The organism is Mesorhizobium sp. M1142 (genome assembly GCF_040318565.1).
In the GTDB taxonomy this organism is placed as follows: domain Bacteria; phylum Pseudomonadota; class Alphaproteobacteria; order Rhizobiales; family Rhizobiaceae; genus Mesorhizobium.
Window position 1 is genome coordinate 788095 of sequence record NZ_JAMYMK010000001.1, and the last position, 15539, is coordinate 803633.

Below are 15539 nucleotides of genomic sequence, written 5' to 3' on the forward strand. Positions count from 1 at the left end.
TTCAGGCTCCTTGGGCAACCGCGCCTTGTCCTCCTTCACCCTGGATGAAAAATGGAGCCTACCTCCCGCCAAGTTGTTGTGCGAGCATGAAGCCTGACGCCGCCCCGGTGCCGGCGCCCGGCCATGTTGCCGCCCCGGTCAGGTGCAGATTGCCGATCGGCGTGTTCCAGCCGGCGTAACCGCGCGCCGGCCGGAACAGGAAATTCTGCGCCAGATGATGGCTGCCGCAGACCTGGTCGCCGCCGACCAGGTTGGGATTCTCGCGTTCGAGGTCGATGGGCGAGAACACGGCGCGGCCGAGGATCTTCCGGCGAAGGCCGGGCGCATAGCGCTCTATAATGTCGAGGACGCGCTCGCCGTAGTGCTCCCTAGCCTCGTCCCAGTGGGCCGGCGCGATCATGCCCGCCGCATCGCCCACAATCTCGGCCGGCAGCATGCGCACCTGCACCCAGAGCACATGCTTGCCGTCCGGCGCGCGCGACGGATCGACCGCGGTCGGCTGGCCGACGACCAGCACCGGCTCTTCCGGCAGCATGCCTGCCATCGCCTGCTGATAGGTTCGCGACATGGCGTCGAGCGACGGCGAGAGATGCACATAGGCGAACTGCCGAAGCTCGGCGCCGGCGCGCCAGTCCGGCAAATCGTCGAGTGCCAGATGGATCATCATCGTGCCCGGCGCGTGGCGGAATTTTTTCATGGCCGTGTCGAAGCCGGCGTCGCCCGATCCATTGGGCAACAGTTTCCCGGTCAGCGCCTTGGGTGCGACACCGGCGATGACGGCCCTGGTGGCGGTGTGAGTCTCGCCGGAAGCGAGCCGCACGCCGGTCGCCTTGCCGGCCGAAACCGTGATCTCGGCGACATCAGCCCCAGTGACGATCTTGCCGCCGGCTGCCGTGAGCATGCCCGACAAAGCGCGGATGATCGTGTCGGCGCCGCCTCTGCCGAGCAGCATGCCGAAGCACTGGTTGGCCATCGATTCGAGGTAAGGAAATACCGCGCCGCCAGCGATGTCAGGCGCGAAATCGAGATGCATGCCCCAGGTGGCCAGCGTCGCCCTGACATGCGGTGACTCGAAAGTCTGCTCGAGCCACGCGCGGGGTGAGGAAAGCAGTAATCGGCCGGTATCGAGCGCGCCGCCAATACCCTTCTTGCGCCAGAGCTTCCAGGCCGTGCCGGCGAGCGCACGCCCACTCATCGGCGAGCCCAGCAGCCGGAACAGATGCTCGGCCTCCGCCGGGAATGCCGCAACCAGACGGCGCCATGTGGCTGCGTCGGTCGCGGAGAAGGCGGTCATCCGTCCAGTGGTCTTCTCCAGGTCGCTGCTGACGCCGAACCAGCGACCGTCGGGGAAGGCGCTGGCAAAACAGTCGGCCACCGGCACGAATTCCAGCCCGTGGGTTTTCAATTCATTTGCATATTTCCTGTGAAAGGCCGAGCCGGCGAACAGGCCCAGATTCATTGCGCCGAAATCGTGCCGGAAGCCTGGAAGCGTGAATTCACGCGTCTGGACGGCGCCGCCGATCGTTGGATTGCGGTCGAAAACCGCTGTTTTCCAGCCTTTGAACGCCAGATGCGCGGCGCATGCCAGACTGTTGTGGCCTGCCCCGACAAATATGGCGTCGAACTCGCTCACGCCCCGTCCCATTTCCTTTATGCTTAAAGATAATTGCAGATGCATATGTTTTCGTCTAGTAGGATATTAAGGGCCGCGAGAGCCTTCAGCACCATTGAGAAAGAGGGAACAGAGACCATGGACACACAACAACTCCTCGGCGACGTCGCCGGCCAGCTTCTTTCAGGCGCCATCCAGGTGGTCGACCTGACGGCGCCGCTCGGACCCAACACGCCGCTGATCAAGCTGCCGCCGGAGCTGGCGGTGGACACGCCGAAGGTCGAGATCCACGCCATCTCCCACTATGACAAGAACGGTCCGTGGTGGGCCTGGAACTGGCTGAAGCTCGGCGAACACTCGGGCACGCATTTCGACGCGCCGCAGCACTGGATCACCGGCAAGGATTATCCGGACGGTGCCACCGACACCATTCCGGTTCAGAATTTCGTCGGCCCGGTCAATGTCATCGACTGCTCGAAGCAAGCCGCCGCCGATCACGACTTCCTGCTCACCGTCGACCACATCAAGGCCTGGGAAGCCGAACATGGCGCTATCAACGCGGGCGAATGGGTGGTGATGCGCACCGACTGGTACAAGCGCAACGGCTCGGAAGCCGAGTTCCTCAACGCCAATGAGACCGGACCGCACACGCCCGGACCGACGGCCGAGGCCATCCAGTATCTGATCAGCAAGGACATCAAGGGCTGGGGCAGCGAGACGATCGGCACGGATGCTGGCAAAGCAGGGGGAATGGAGCCGCCATTCCCGGCGCACAGCCTGATGCACAAGGCCAACCGCTATGGGCTCGCCAGCCTGTGCAACCTCGACCGGCTGCCGCCGAAGGGCGCGATCCTGATCGCCGCACCGCTCAAGATCGAGCACGGCACCGGCAGCCCGATCCGCGCACTGGCGCTCGTGCCGAGACAATAGGGCAACTGGCGGTCTTCGGGAGAAGATCATGCTTGCAGGCAATGCTGTGGTGACGGGTTGGGAGCGGCAGTCTTGCAAGGCTGCGACTCTACGGCGCCCTCCCCTGTCCTGCCGGACATCTCCCTCATTTGGGGGGAGATTGGCAGTTTCGGCGCCTCGCTCATTCCTGCGGCGTTGGAGAGTGGCGAAGGCCGCGGTGACAGCCGATCTCCCCCCAAGTGGGGGAGATGTCCGGCAGGACAGAGGGGGGCGCCGTAGAGCGCCAATCTCTGCAATTGGACTCCTGCCGGTTAGGAGCAACCCTCGATGAGCGATATCGATCACATCATCGTCGGAAGCGGCATCAACGCGCTGGTTTGCGCGGCGATGCTTGGCGGCAAGGGGGCGAAGGTGCTGGTGCTCGAGCGCAACGACCGCATCGGCGGTTGCATGCGCACCGAAGAGATCACCGCGCCCGGCTTCATCCACGACGTGATGGCGACGACCTTCGTCCTGTTCATCACCTCACCGGCCTATGCGGCGCTGGGCAAGGATCTGGCGCGGCACGGCCTGGAGTTTTGCAACACCTCCACGCCGACAGGCGTGCTGCGCCCGGACGACAGCCACGCCATCCTGCGCACCGATCGTATCGCCAATGTCACGGCGGCCAATGCGCTTGCCGCGGGTGACGGCGACCGGCACGCAAACGATGTCGGCGAGATCGAGCGCAACGCCGGTCTGCTGTTCGGTCTGCTCGGCGGCAGCCTGTGGTCCTACCCGACGGCCAGGCTGCTGGCGGGCGAGGCCTGGCGGCGCGGCCCGCGCGGCCTTGCCGCCTTTGTCGGCAGCGCGCTGGTGCCGGCGCGCAGTTGGCTGGAAAGCACCTACCGGTCGGAAACGATGCGCGCGCTGTGGGCGCCCTGGGTGCTGCATGCCGGCCTCGGGCCTGAGGACGCGTTCTCCGGCCAGATCGCCAAGGTCATCGCCTTCGCGCTTGAAGCGGCCGGCGCGCCGATCGTCAAGGGCGGTGCCAGGAATCTGCTGTCCGCGTTCGAAGCCCTGATCAGGGAACGTGGCGGCGAAATCCGCACCGGCGCCGACGTCGCGGCTATTGTCCAAAGCGGAGGCCGCGCCGCCGGCGTGCGGCTGGCTTCGGGCGAAACGATCAGCGTGAACAAGAGCGTCATCTGCTCGGTCACGCCGACCCAGCTCTACGGGCGGCTGCTCGGCGACGCGGCGCCGAAAGCCGACGTCGAGGCAGCGCAAAAATACCGCTATGGCAAGGGCAATTTCCAGATCCACTATGCCTTGGACAAGCCGCCGGCATGGCGCGGCGAGGGCCTGGACAAGGTCGCGCTGCTGCATCTGACGCCGGGGCTCGACGGCGTCTCGAAGGCCTGCAACGAAGCCGTGCGCGGCATGCTGCCGGAGGTGCCGACCATCTGCGTCGGCCAGCCGCACGTACTCGACCCATCGCGCTGCCCGGACGGCAAGGCGGTCCTGTGGCTGCAACTGCCCGAGGCGCCACGCCATATCAAGGGCGATGCCGCCGGCAAACTGCAAACACCGGCAGACGGTCGCTGGACCGAGGCGCTGCGCGAAGCCTATGCCGACCGTGCCGAAGCGATCCTCGCCAGCCATATCGATGAGTTCAAGAATAGCGTCATCGCACGCCGCGCCTGTTCGCCGGCCGACCTGGAAGCGATGAACATCAATCTGGTCGGCGGCGACCCCTATGGCGGTTCCTCGACCATCGACCAGTCGTTTCTGTGGCGGCCGCTCAAGACGAGCCGCAATCACGAAACCGGGGTCAGGGGTCTCTACCACATCGGCGCCTCGACCCATCCGGGTGCTGGCTTGGGCGGCGGCTCCGGCTTTCTCCTGGCGGGGAGGCTGTGATGGAACAGAAGGTTGAAAAACGCCAGCGCATCTCGACTTTGGGCCAGATCGGCCTGCAGCAATTCGCGCCCTATCTGATGAACCGCATCATGGGCCGCTACAACGCCACGCTGCGCGACAATTTCCGCAAGCAAGGCCTGACCATTCCGCAGGTGCGCACGCTGGCCGTGTTGTCGGTCACCGATGGCGTCACCGTCAATGATCTCTCGGTCTATACCGTCATCGAGCAGTCGACCTTGAGCCGCACGCTCGACACGCTGGAGGGACAAGGGTTTGTTCGGCGCGAGCAGGGGGTCACCGACAGCCGTATCCGCCATGTGTTCCTGACCGACGATGGCCGCGCCGAGTTCGCGCGCGCCTGGCCGGCCATGCACGATGCTTTCGAGGCAATGTTCGACGATGTCGACGATGCCGAATACGCGGCGCTGATCGCGACATTGCAGAAGATGCTGAAGAACATTCGCAAGCACGACATCTGATCTTACGCGCCGCCATCGGGGCGGTAACGGAAGGAGCCCAAAATGGCCGAACGGTCTTTTGCCAAGGAAGTCGAAAAGCTCAGGCTCGGCGCCGGCGAGGAGTTTTCCGGCGAAGGCATTCTCGCCATCACCAAGGCGCTGCTGCAATGCGGCGTCGGCTATGTCGGCGGCTATCAGGGTGCACCGATCAGCCATTTGATGGACGTGCTGGCCGACGCGCAGGATATTCTGGGCGAGCTCGGCGTGCATTTCGAGGCAAGCGCCTCGGAAGCCACCGCCACCGCCATGCTGGCGGCATCGGTGCACTATCCGATCCGTGGCGCGGCCACCTTCAAGTCGACGGTCGGCACCAATGTCGCGTCCGACGCGCTCGCCAATCTCGCTTCCGGCGGCGTCACCGGCGGTGCATTGATCATCGTTGGCGAGGATTACGGCGAGGGCTCCTCGATCATGCAGGAGCGCAGCCATGCCTTCGCCATGAAGAGCCAGGTCTGGCTGCTCGACCCGCGCCCGAACCTGCCGTCGATCGTCAAGGCGGTGGAGGACGGCTTCGAGCTGTCCGAGGTTTCCAACACGCCGGTCATGCTGCAGGTCCGCATTCGCTGCTGCCATGTCCACGGCCATTTCATCGCCAAGGACAACAAGCGCCCGGCAATGACAGTGGCCGATGCGCTCGAGGCGCCGCGCCGCGACACCGGCCGCATCGTGCTGCCGCCCGCGTCCTTCCTGCACGAGAAGGAAAAGGTGCAGAAACGCTGGCCGGCGGCGGTCGACTTCATCCGCACTAACAAGATCAACGAGTTTTTCGGCCCAGAGCACGGCTCGGTCGGCATCGTCATGCAGGGCGGCATGTACAATTCGGTCATCCGGGCGCTGCAGCGGCTCGGCCTCGCCGACACCTATGGCGACACCGACGTGCCGCTGTATGTGCTCAACGCCGTCTATCCCTTAGTCGATGACGAGTTCCTGTCTTTCTGCGAAGGCAAGGACGCCGTCCTCGTCGTCGAGGAAGGCCAGCCCAACTACATCGAACAGGCATTTGCCGCGATGCTGCACAAGGCCGGCCGCGGCACCAAGCTCGTCGGCAAGGAACATCTGCCTATGGCCGGCGAATACACCGGCCAGGTGATGCTCGACGGCATCGGATCGTTCCTGCGCGCCACCATCCCGCATCTGCTGCCAAGCGAGGTCCGCGCGCCCAACAAGATCGGCGACGGGCTCGATACCGCCGACCTGATCAACGTCGTCCCGGGCCGCCCGCCCGGCTTCTGCGTCGGCTGCCCGGAGCGGCCGATCTTCGCCGCGACCAAGCTGGTCGAGCAGGAATTGGGCAAGCACCACATCGCCTCCGACATCGGCTGTCATTTGTTCTCGATCATGCCGCCTTTCGAGCTCGGCGCCACCACGATGGGCTACGGGCTGGGGCCGGCCTCGGCCTCGGCGTTCAACTCGCCCAATGCCAAGCGCCGCTCGATCTCCTTCGTCGGCGACGGCGGCTTCTGGCACAACGGCCTGACGTCCTCGATCGGCAATGCCGTGTTCAACAAGAACGATGGCGTCATCGTCATCGTCGACAATTTCTATTCGGCGGCGACGGGAGGGCAGGATATCCTTTCCTCCCGCGCCGGCAACAAGACCAAGTCGACCAAGCATCCGATCACCGAGGCGGTGAAAGGCATGGGCGTCAAATGGCTGCGCCACATCGACCGCACCTATGATGTGACCAGGATGCAGGACACGCTGCGCGAGGCGCTGACGACGGACGAGAAGGGCCCGAAGGTCATCGTCGCCTCGTCCGAATGCATGCTCAACCGCCAGCGTCGCGAGAAGCCTTTGGTCGACAAGGCGATCAAGGGCGGTGAGCGGGTCGTCAAGCCGAAATTCGGCGTCGACGAGGACATCTGCACCGGCGACCATGCCTGCATGCGGCTCTCCGGCTGTCCGTCGCTTTCGGTGAAGTCGCTCGATGACCCGCTGCGCGACGATCCGGTGGCGCATATCGACCAGAGCTGCGTCGGCTGCGGCAATTGCGGCGAGGTTGCCGATGCGGCGGTGCTGTGCCCATCCTTCTACCGCGCCGACGTGGTGCATAATCCAAGCCGCTGGGACCGTTTGCTTGAAGCCGCGCGGCGCGCCACGATCCGCCTCTTGCAGCGCCGCCGCGAAAGCCGGCGGCTGATATTTGCCGATGCTTGACGCTGTCCCATCAACCCGTTCCAAGGCCGGCGCGCTGGACGACGGGCGCGTCATAAAGCTTGCCGTGCTGGCGGTCGGCGGCCAGGGCGGCGGCGTGCTGGCCGACTGGATCACCGACGTCGCCGAGCGCAACGGCTACGTCGCCCAATCGACCTCGGTTGCCGGCGTCGCCCAGCGCACCGGCGCCACCATCTACTATGTCGAAATGTGCCGCGACACCGGCCGGCTGCCGGTCTTCGCGCTGTCGCCGTCGCAGGGCGACGTCGATATATTGATCGCCGCCGAACTGATGGAAGCCGGCCGCGCCATCATCCGCGGGTTCGTCACGCCGGAGCGCACCGCGCTGATCGCCTCGTCGCACCGCATCGCAGCGGTCTCCGAGAAGATCGAACCCGGCGACGGCCGCGCATCGTCCTCGAAGGTGCACGCCACGGCTGAAGCCGCGGCCAAGCGCTTCATCGCCTTCGACATGGAGAAGATCGCCGTCGATAACGGCTCGATGATCTCGGCCAGCCTGCTCGGCGCGCTGGCCGGGTCCGATGCCTTGCCGTTCACACGCGAGAGCTATGAGCAGGCCATCGGCGCCGGCGGCCGCGGCGTCAAGGCAAGCCTCGCCGCCTTCGCCGCCGCCTACGATCGGGCGCGCGCCATCGCGAGTGCGCCTTCGGGCGACAAGACTGCACAGCCGGCGGCCGCTGAAACCCGCTCGGCCGCGGCGACAAATGTCAGCGGCCCGGAAAGCCTGTTGAAGGGCTGGCAACAACTGGCGGCGCGCGTCGCTGCTTTGCCTTTACCCGTGCACGACATGGCGCTTCGCGGCCTGAAAAAAGTCGTCGACTACCAGGACATCGCCTATGGCGGCGAGTATCTCGACCGGCTCGACCGGGCGGTCGTCCTGGACAATGCCGAACATGACTACGTGCTGTCGATCGCCGCGGCCAAGCATCTGGCCAACGCCATGTGCTACGATGACATGATCCGCGTCGCCGATCTGAAGACACGCTCGACGCGCGACCAGCGCGTACGCCGCGAAGTCGGTGTCAAGCAAGGCTCAGTCCTGCAGGTGACCGAATATTTCCATCCGCGCATCGAGGAATTCTGCGGCACGCTGCCGGCCGGGCTCGGCAGCTACATCGAGGACCGGCCGAAGCTCGCCGCCTTTCTCGACCGCCGCATCAATCGCGGCCGCCACATCCGCACCGACAGTTTCGCCGGCTTTGCCGCTTTGTGGTTCATCGGCGGCCTGCGCCGCTGGCGCCGCCGCCTGTTGCGCCACAAGGTCGAGACCGCGCATCTCGATCGCTGGTATGCGCTGGCGCTGGGCCAAGTCGGCCAGGACTACGCGCTTGGTACGGAGATCCTCAACTGCCGCCGGCTGATCAAGGGTTACAGCGACACCCACGCCCGCGCGCAGTCGAAATTCGACCGGGTGCTGTCGGCGCTCGACCTGGTCAAGGGCCGCCCGGACGCCGCCGACTGGATCCGGCGCCTGCGCGAAGCGGCGCTGAAGGACGAGAAGGGCGACATGCTCGACGGCGCGCTGAAGACCGTGGCGTCGCTGGGCGACAATCCGGTGAGGTGAGGCGCTCCTTCGACCCGGCTGCAACTCAGTCTGTCGTCCATGTCGCCTTCGACGCGGCAGTCTACGAAGGGCACCCTGGAAATCCGGACTGCCCGACGTGTCGGTTACGGACATGGATTTCGCTTATTTGGGCTTGCGTCCAAATAACTTTCTAACAGACAGGCTAAATTTGCCGGCAATTCCAAGGATAACTGGTGCCGCTTGCGTGACTCGAACACGCGACCCCATCATTACGAATGATGTGCTCTACCAACTGAGCTAAAGCGGCCCGGGAAGCCGTGCTTCCAAGATGGGCTGGGTGATAGACGCAACCGGCCGCGAATTCAAGATGGCTGCGCGAATTCAGGACGAGCAATTCGTCTCCGTCCCAGGCCGGGCGCAAGGGCAGCCGCCGCGCCGATGCGATGCCGTATCGGCAGGCCGCCCCGTCCGTCACGTCGGGGCCGTGACGGAAAAATCAGCGAAAAAGGTTGATTTCTTTACCGAAAACCGCCGAAATGAGCTTTGTATCCCTCGGCAAGGCAGAATGCAGCCGCTCGCTTGTTGATTGATTGGTCGCCTGCGGCTAACGATCATGACAATGTGAGTGGAATTGCAGAGGGAATTCGTTTGGACGCGATCGAAAAAGCGATCCGCAACGCCTTTGAGAAAGGCAATGCCGACGACCGGGCGTTTCGCGAGCGGGTCTACCGATCGGCTTTCGCGGCACTCGACCGTGCCCTGCAGGCCAATCCAAACGTCACCGTGGAAGTCGCCATCAAGCGCCGCAAGGCGGTCCAGGCGAAGATCACCGAAATCGAATCGGAATTCCTGCCGGCGGTTACCGACGTCGCCGCGCCGACCGACAGTTTGGAGGCAGCACCGGAGGTGGAGCCTCCGGCCGAAGCCGAGCCCGCGCCGTCGCCCGATGTCGTCGTTGACGGTCCGCCGCAGCCGCCCGAATCCGATGCGCCCCGGTCGCGCGTCCTGCCGGTCGTCCCGGACATAATGCCCGATGCGCCTGTTCCCGAGGCGCCGGTGATCGACATGGGGGCCTCGGCTCCGACCGAAGCCGAAACCGACGACGCGGAAGTGACGCCCGACCGCGACGACCGGCGGGCGAGGCGGCGGCGCCTGCCTTTGACCGCGATCTTCTTCGGCGTGACGCTGCTCGCAGCCGCCGGCATCGGCCTTTATTTCGCCAACCAGACCGGCGTCTTCAAATCGGCGACCGAACTCGACACGGCGCCGCCGGAAGCGCCGCCAACGGTCGACGGCGATGATTTCACGCCGGACAACACCGCTTCGCCGCCAAAGCAGGGCGAGGCGGACCAGGCGCGCGACTGGATCAACGTGTTTTCGCCGGGTGACCCGACGCAGGTCAATGCACCGTCGGACGCCAAGGCCGACGTTATCCAGGACGAAAGCGGTTCCTTCCTGCGCATCCGCTCGGGTGCATCCGGTTCGGCCATCAGCTTCGACGTCGGGCAAGGCGTGCTGGAAAAACTCGCCGGCAAGCATGCCACATTCGACATCATCGCGCGCTCCGAGGAGGGCCAGGAGACGCAGATTTCCGTCGATTGCAATTTCGGCGAACTCGGCGACTGCGGCCGCAAGCGCTATGCCGTCGGTCGCGAGCGCAATGAATATCTGTTCGACGTGCGCTTTCCCGACAAGCATCCGGGTGCTGCGGGCACCATCGCCATCAATTCCGACTTCGACAAGCAGGGCAAGTCGGTCGACATCTACGAGATTCGCGTCTCGGTCGTTCCGTAAAGCACGTCGCGTTCGGACCGGCCTCATGCGACGCAGTTTAAATTCTTGTTTTGATGCATGTCGGTACCGCAAAACCGCTGCACGCTTTTTGCGCGACATGCATTAACTATCGAGCAGCGCCTGCAGCGTCTCGATGCGGTCGGCTTCCGCGGCCGGCTTGTCCCAGCGCAGCCGCGAAATGCGCGGAAAGCGCATGGCGACGCCGGATTTGTGCCGCGTCGAACGGTTAAGCCCTTCGAACGCCACCTCCAGCACCAGGCCATGTCTGCGGTCGGCCCGTACCGAGCGCACCGGGCCAAAGCGCTCAATCGTATTGTCGCGAACATATTTGTCGATTTGCCTCAGTTCCTCGTCGGTGAAGCCGAAATAGGCCTTTCCCACCGGCACCAGCTCCTCCGATCCTTCCGGCCCGGACCAGACCCCGAATGTGTAGTCGGAATAGAAGCTCGAGCGTTTGCCGTGGCCGCGCTGGGCGTACATCAGCACGGCGTCGACCGTGTGCGGATCGCGCTTCCATTTGAACCACGGGCCCTTCGGTCGCCCGGCCACATAGGGCGAATCCCAGCGCTTCAGCATGACGCCTTCGATGACCGGATGCAGCGGCTTGCGGCGCAATTCCTCCAGCGCCTGCCAGTTGGTGAATTCGACCAGCGGCGACAGATCGAAGCGACTCGGATCGAGTGTCCTGACGAAGGCCTCGAGCCGGCCGCGTCGTTCGCGGAAGGGCAATCCCCGCACATCCTCGTCACCAATCTGCAGCGCATCGTAGCAGCGCATGAAGGCGGGGTATTGCTGCTGGATCTTGGGTGACACGCTCTTGCGATTCAGCCGCTGCTGCAGGTCCGAGAACGTGCCCGTCGCCCGCCTGGGGTCACCGACCAGAAGCTCGCCGTCGAGGGCGCCTGAAAAATCCATCGCCTCGGCAAGATCCGGAAAGGCGCCGGAGACATCGTCACCGGTGCGCGAATAGAGCCGGCGAATGCCGCCTTCGCAAACCGCCTGGACGCGGATGCCGTCCCATTTCCATTCGGCCGCGTAGTCGGCGGGGTCGAGCTTTTCGAGGTCGCCGTCGCCGACGGCGTTCGACAGCATCACTGGCCTGAACAGCGCCAGCGCCGTCTTCCTGGGTTTTACCGCCTTGCCCTCCAGCCAGGCGAACAGAGCCGCATAAGGCGGCGTCAGCCCGTGCCAGAGTTCCTCGATCTCGGCGATATCGACCTTGCCGAAATCGGCCAGCGCCTGCTTGGCGAGCCGCGCCGAGACACCGATGCGCAGGCCGCCGGTGACCAGCTTTATGATGGCAAAGCGCGCGGACGTGCTGGCGCTGTCGAGCAGCCGGGCCAGCACCTGTGGCCCGTCGGAACGGCTTGCCGCCTGCAGCTTTGCCACCACCTCGGCCAGCGTCGGCGCGTGGTTCGCAATATCGAGAGGCGATTGTGGCCAGACCAGCGACACGGTCTCGGCCAGGTCGCCGACATAGTCGTAGGAATAGCCGAACAGCACGGGATCCATGCGCTCGACCACCAGCGTGCGCAGCATTGCCGGCTTGACCGCGGCGATGGAAAGATCGCCGGTAATGGCCGCCAGCGCCAGCCCGCGATCCGGATCCTCGACGCTGCGGAAATAGTCGGTCAAAAGCGTCAGCTTGCCGTTGCGCGACGGCGTCAGCACCAGCCGGTCGAGAAGCTCGGCGAAGCGGTTCATGGGAGGGGCGCCATGAGTACCATCAATCGCCCTCGTCCTCATAACCGACGAGATGCAGCGGCCTGGCGGCGATGCCTTCGAGTTCGCACCAGCGCACCAGCGCCTCCTCGCGGCCATGCGTCACCCAGATTTCTTCCGCGCCGGTCTCCTTGATCGTTGTTGTCAGCTCGTCCCAGTCGGAGTGATCGGAGATGATCAGCGGCAGCTCGACGCCGCCCTGCTTGGCGCGTTGGCGGATGCGCATCCAGCCTGAGGCGAAGCACGACATCGGATCGGGAAAACGCCGCGCCCAGCGATCGGCGAAGGCGGATGGCGGGCCGATGACGATGGCGCCGGCAAAGTCGCTTTTTTGGCCGGTCTCGACGGTCGCCGGTTCCAATGTACCGAGATCGATGCCCTGGCTCTGGTAATATTCGCTGAGCTTGGCCAGCGCACCATGGATGTAGATCGGCTTTTCGTAGCCGGCATGGCGCAGCAGCCGCATGACACGCTGCGCCTTGCCCAGCGCATAAGCGCCGACCAGATGCGTGCGCTCGGGAAACTGTTCGGTCGATTTCAGCAGCCGGGCGATCTCTTCGGAATCGGGCGGATGGTGAAACACTGGCAGGCCGAACGTCGCCTCGGTGATGAAGACGTCGCATTTGAGCGGCTCGAACGGCTCGCAGGTCGCGTCCTTCTGGCGCTTATAGTCGCCGGACGCGACGATGCATGTGCCCTGATGCGCGACCTTGATCTGCGCCGAGCCCAGCACATGGCCGGCCGGGTGAAAGCTGACGGCCACGCCGCCAAGCGCAATCGTCTCGCCGAGCACTGCGGCTTGCGTCGTTCCGGCAAAACCTTCGCCGTAACGCAGACCCATAATATCGAGCGTCTGCTGCGTCGCCATTACCGAGCGGTGGCCGGAGCGGGCATGGTCGGAATGGCCATGCGTGATCAGCGCCCGGTTGACCGGCCGCACCGGGTCGATGAAGAAATCGCCGGGCGGGCAATACAACCCTTCCGGCCGGGGATGAAGCAGGTCGCTGGCGCGCATGGCCCCAAGATAGGCGCTAATTCCGGCGCGGGAAGCCTGTTGTAAGTCACTGCTGACTCCAGCATAGAGCGCAAGCCGGGCTGCAAACACCCGGCGGAACTCGATCACGATGAAACCGCTCCAGACCTCGTCCGGCGATTTGACCGCCGACCGCCGCGCCGACTATGCCGAAATGCTCTATGCATCCGGCGATCATGCGGCAGCCGCGGAATTGCTGCTCGGCGCGCTCGAACTGGCGCCGCAATGGCCAGCCGGCTGGTTCCGCCTCGGCGAGATGCAGGAAGCGGCGGGCGCGCCCGATCGTGCCGCGCAGGCCTGGACGACGGCACTGCGGCTCGACCCGGCGGACAGGCTCGGCGCGGTGCTCAAGCTGCAATTGATCGGCAGGGCAGCGGCTGCCCAGGCGCCGCCCAGCGCCTTTGTCGAGACGCTTTACGACCACTATGCCGAAAGCTTCGAGGGTGAGCTGGTCGACAGGCTCGGCTACCGTCTGCCCGAATGCCTCGACCGCGCCATCCGGGCAGCACGGCCGGGCCGGTTTTCGCTGGCGCTCGATCTCGGCTGCGGCACCGGCCTCATGGGCCAGAAGCTGCGGCCAATCGCCGATCGGCTGGAGGGTTACGACATCTCGGCCGGCATGCTGAGGCAGGCGCGCGCCAAAGGCCTCTACGATCTGCTCGTCAAGACGGACCTGCAGGATTTTTGCTATTCTGGCCCGAAAGCCGATCTGGTGACGGCGGCCGATGTGTTTATCTATGTCGGCGCACTCGACAGGGTGGTGAACAAGATTGCCGGAATGCTTGCCGGCGGCGGTCTGTTTGCGTTCTCCGTCGAGACGCTCCCGGGCGGAGAATCGTCTGACAGTGCCGGCTTCGCCCTGCAGCCGTCGCGCCGCTACGCGCATTCGCGAGGCTATATAGAGCGGGTTCTGGATGCCGACGGCTTTTCGGTCCTGTCGCTGCAGGCAACGATCATCCGGCAGGATCGCCGCGAACCGGTCGAAGGGCTGGCCGTAGTGGCAAGCTTGCTTTCCGGCAGCGTAAAATCTGGCTAAGACTTCTGCCGCTGCGCATGAGAAGCCGCAGCGGCGAAAGACAAGGAGCACGTTCATGCGCTGGAACATGACGGTCTTGGCATCTTGCCTGGCGATGGCCGGCTGCGTCGGCAATTCGATGTCCGAACGGCAGGACGAAAACGTCCAGTCCTCGCTGCTGTATGACAAGGTGCCTTGCGATCAATTGCTGGCGCAACGAAACGGCCTGGCGCAGCAATATCATCTGCCGGTGGACGCCAAGCCGTCCTTCTCCAACCCGGCGACGGGCTTTGGCCCGTTCACGCCGGATATTCGCTCAAAAGCCAAGCGCGACGCCGACCAGGCAAGCGGCAAGATCGACGCCATGAACCGGTCGATTGCCCGCCGCGAATGCGGCAAGCCGGCCAAAAGGAACAAGCTCGGCCTGACCTGACCGGATCCTAATCCGCCACCTTCCACTGCTCGCGCGAGGCGCTGGCGGGATAGACGCCGAGAATGCGCATTTCGCGCGAGAAAAAGCGCAACTCGTCGAGTGCCAGCTTCACCAGCGGATCGTCGGGATGGCCCTCTATGTCGGCGTAGAACAGCGTCGCTGTAAACGCGCCGAGCTGGTAGCTTTCCAGCTTGGTCATGTTGATGCCGTTGGTGGCAAACCCGCCCATCGCCTTGTAGAGCGCCGCCGGCACGTTTCGGACGCGGAAGATGAAGGTCGTCATCATCTTGGCGTCGGCCGAGGGACGTTCGGCCCATTGCTTGTTCTTGGTCAGCACCACGAAGCGGGTGACGTTGCTGTCGGTGTCCTCGACATTCTCCTCGATGATGTCGAGTCCGTAGAGGGTCGAGGCCAGCGCCGGCGCCAGCGCGGCCATGGTGCGGTCCTTCATCGCGGCGACCATCTTGGCGGCGCCCGCGGTATCGCCGGCAACCGCCGCCTTCCAGCCGTTCTTGCGGATGTATTTGCGGCATTGGCCGAGCGCGTGGATGTGGCTGTGCACAGTCCTGATCTCGTCGCGCCTGACGCCCGGCAGCACCATCAGCTGGAAGTGGATCGGCAGAAAGTATTCGCCGATGATGTGCAGCTTCGATTCCGGCAAGAGGTGATGGATGTCGGCGACGCGGCCGGCAATGGTGTTCTCGATCGGGATCATGGCCAGATCGGCCTTGCCGGTCTCGACGGCGTTGAAGGCGTCCTCGAAGGTCGGGCACGGCAACGGCTCCATCGACGGGAACATGTTGCGGCAGGCGGTGTCGGAATTGGCGCCCGGCTCGCCCTGGAAGGATATTTTGTTGGTCTTTTCAGGCATGCGCGGAGTCTCGGGAATTGGGGGAAGAATTTC

Annotated in this window: 12 protein-coding genes and 1 tRNA gene; 8 read left to right on the top strand and 5 right to left on the bottom strand. The window is 64.6% G+C overall.

The features are described 5' to 3' along the window. Positions 1-58 precede the first annotated feature (58 nt). Positions 59-1633 carry a phytoene desaturase family protein gene (locus NKH42_RS03795; RefSeq protein WP_352752109.1) on the bottom strand — a complete coding sequence of 525 codons (1575 nt, stop codon included), beginning with the start codon at positions 1631-1633 and terminating at the stop codon, positions 59-61. Between the two features lie 117 nt (positions 1634-1750). Here NKH42_RS03795 and NKH42_RS03800 point away from each other — a divergent pair, with 117 nt between their 5' ends. The 5 genes from NKH42_RS03800 (at position 1751) to NKH42_RS03820 (ending at position 8677) form a co-directional block, all read left to right on the top strand. Beyond that, positions 1751-2542 carry a cyclase family protein gene (locus NKH42_RS03800; protein WP_254816222.1) on the top strand — a complete coding sequence of 264 codons (792 nt, stop codon included), beginning with the start codon at positions 1751-1753 and terminating at the stop codon, positions 2540-2542. 306 nt (positions 2543-2848) lie between these two features. Beyond that, positions 2849-4420, top strand: a complete 1572-nt coding sequence (locus tag NKH42_RS03805) for a phytoene desaturase family protein (RefSeq protein ID WP_352752111.1) — start codon at positions 2849-2851, stop codon at positions 4418-4420. Further along, the gene (locus NKH42_RS03810; protein ID WP_352455076.1) at positions 4420-4899 is read left to right on the top strand and encodes a MarR family winged helix-turn-helix transcriptional regulator; all 480 of its coding nucleotides are present in this window, start codon (positions 4420-4422) and stop codon (positions 4897-4899) included. Before NKH42_RS03805 ends, NKH42_RS03810 begins: the two co-directional genes overlap by 1 nt. Positions 4900-4941: 42 nt before the next feature. Beyond that, positions 4942-7095 (top strand): thiamine pyrophosphate-dependent enzyme, encoded by a 2154-nt coding sequence (locus tag NKH42_RS03815; protein ID WP_352752113.1) that lies wholly within the window; start codon positions 4942-4944, stop codon positions 7093-7095. Next, positions 7088-8677, top strand: a complete 1590-nt coding sequence (locus NKH42_RS03820; RefSeq protein WP_352752114.1) for an indolepyruvate oxidoreductase subunit beta family protein — start codon at positions 7088-7090, stop codon at positions 8675-8677. Before NKH42_RS03815 ends, NKH42_RS03820 begins: the two co-directional genes overlap by 8 nt. A gap of 192 nt (positions 8678-8869) precedes the next feature. On the opposite strand, the gene NKH42_RS03825 is transcribed toward NKH42_RS03820, so the two are convergent. After that, a tRNA-Thr gene (locus NKH42_RS03825) sits at positions 8870-8945 on the bottom strand. Between the two features lie 341 nt (positions 8946-9286). Here NKH42_RS03825 and NKH42_RS03830 point away from each other — a divergent pair. Next, positions 9287-10432 (top strand): hypothetical protein, encoded by a 1146-nt coding sequence (locus tag NKH42_RS03830; RefSeq protein ID WP_352686879.1) that lies wholly within the window; start codon positions 9287-9289, stop codon positions 10430-10432. Between the two features lie 102 nt (positions 10433-10534). Here the strand turns inward: NKH42_RS03830 and NKH42_RS03835 are convergent, their stop codons facing one another. Together NKH42_RS03835 and NKH42_RS03840 are read right to left on the bottom strand one after the other, a co-directional pair. After that, on the bottom strand, positions 10535-12136 hold the full coding sequence (locus tag NKH42_RS03835) for a cisplatin damage response ATP-dependent DNA ligase (RefSeq protein ID WP_352752261.1): 1602 nt from the start codon (positions 12134-12136) through the stop codon (positions 10535-10537). Between the two features lie 22 nt (positions 12137-12158). Continuing rightward, positions 12159-13169, bottom strand: coding sequence for a ligase-associated DNA damage response exonuclease (locus NKH42_RS03840; protein WP_352752278.1), 1011 nt, complete (start codon positions 13167-13169; stop codon positions 12159-12161). Between the two features lie 109 nt (positions 13170-13278). On the opposite strand from NKH42_RS03840, the gene NKH42_RS03845 reads away from it, so the two are divergent. Next, positions 13279-14223, top strand: a complete 945-nt coding sequence (locus tag NKH42_RS03845; RefSeq protein ID WP_352506110.1) for a methyltransferase domain-containing protein — start codon at positions 13279-13281, stop codon at positions 14221-14223. Between the two features lie 55 nt (positions 14224-14278). Continuing rightward, positions 14279-14635, top strand: coding sequence for a hypothetical protein (locus tag NKH42_RS03850; RefSeq protein ID WP_352702377.1), 357 nt, complete (start codon positions 14279-14281; stop codon positions 14633-14635). A 7-nt stretch (positions 14636-14642) separates the two neighbouring features. On the opposite strand, the gene NKH42_RS03855 is transcribed toward NKH42_RS03850, so the two are convergent. After that, entirely contained in the window at positions 14643-15506 is an 864-nt protein-coding gene (locus tag NKH42_RS03855) for a prephenate dehydratase (protein ID WP_254816209.1), read from the bottom strand. Between the last annotated feature and the right edge of the window lie 33 nt (positions 15507-15539).

Coding starts and splice junctions, on each gene's coding strand:
- NKH42_RS03845 (WP_352506110.1), top strand. CDS start 13,279: ATGAAACCGCTCCAGACCTCGTCCGGCGATTTGACCGCCGACCGCCGC.
- NKH42_RS03815 (WP_352752113.1), top strand. CDS start 4,942: ATGGCCGAACGGTCTTTTGCCAAGGAAGTCGAAAAGCTCAGGCTCGGC.
- NKH42_RS03820 (WP_352752114.1), top strand. CDS start 7,088: ATGCTTGACGCTGTCCCATCAACCCGTTCCAAGGCCGGCGCGCTGGAC.
- NKH42_RS03810 (WP_352455076.1), top strand. CDS start 4,420: ATGGAACAGAAGGTTGAAAAACGCCAGCGCATCTCGACTTTGGGCCAG.
- NKH42_RS03835 (WP_352752261.1), bottom strand. CDS start 12,136: ATGAACCGCTTCGCCGAGCTTCTCGACCGGCTGGTGCTGACGCCGTCG.
- NKH42_RS03840 (WP_352752278.1), bottom strand. CDS start 13,169: ATGCGCGCCAGCGACCTGCTTCATCCCCGGCCGGAAGGGTTGTATTGC.
- NKH42_RS03855 (WP_254816209.1), bottom strand. CDS start 15,506: ATGCCTGAAAAGACCAACAAAATATCCTTCCAGGGCGAGCCGGGCGCC.
- NKH42_RS03805 (WP_352752111.1), top strand. CDS start 2,849: ATGAGCGATATCGATCACATCATCGTCGGAAGCGGCATCAACGCGCTG.
- NKH42_RS03850 (WP_352702377.1), top strand. CDS start 14,279: ATGCGCTGGAACATGACGGTCTTGGCATCTTGCCTGGCGATGGCCGGC.
- NKH42_RS03800 (WP_254816222.1), top strand. CDS start 1,751: ATGGACACACAACAACTCCTCGGCGACGTCGCCGGCCAGCTTCTTTCA.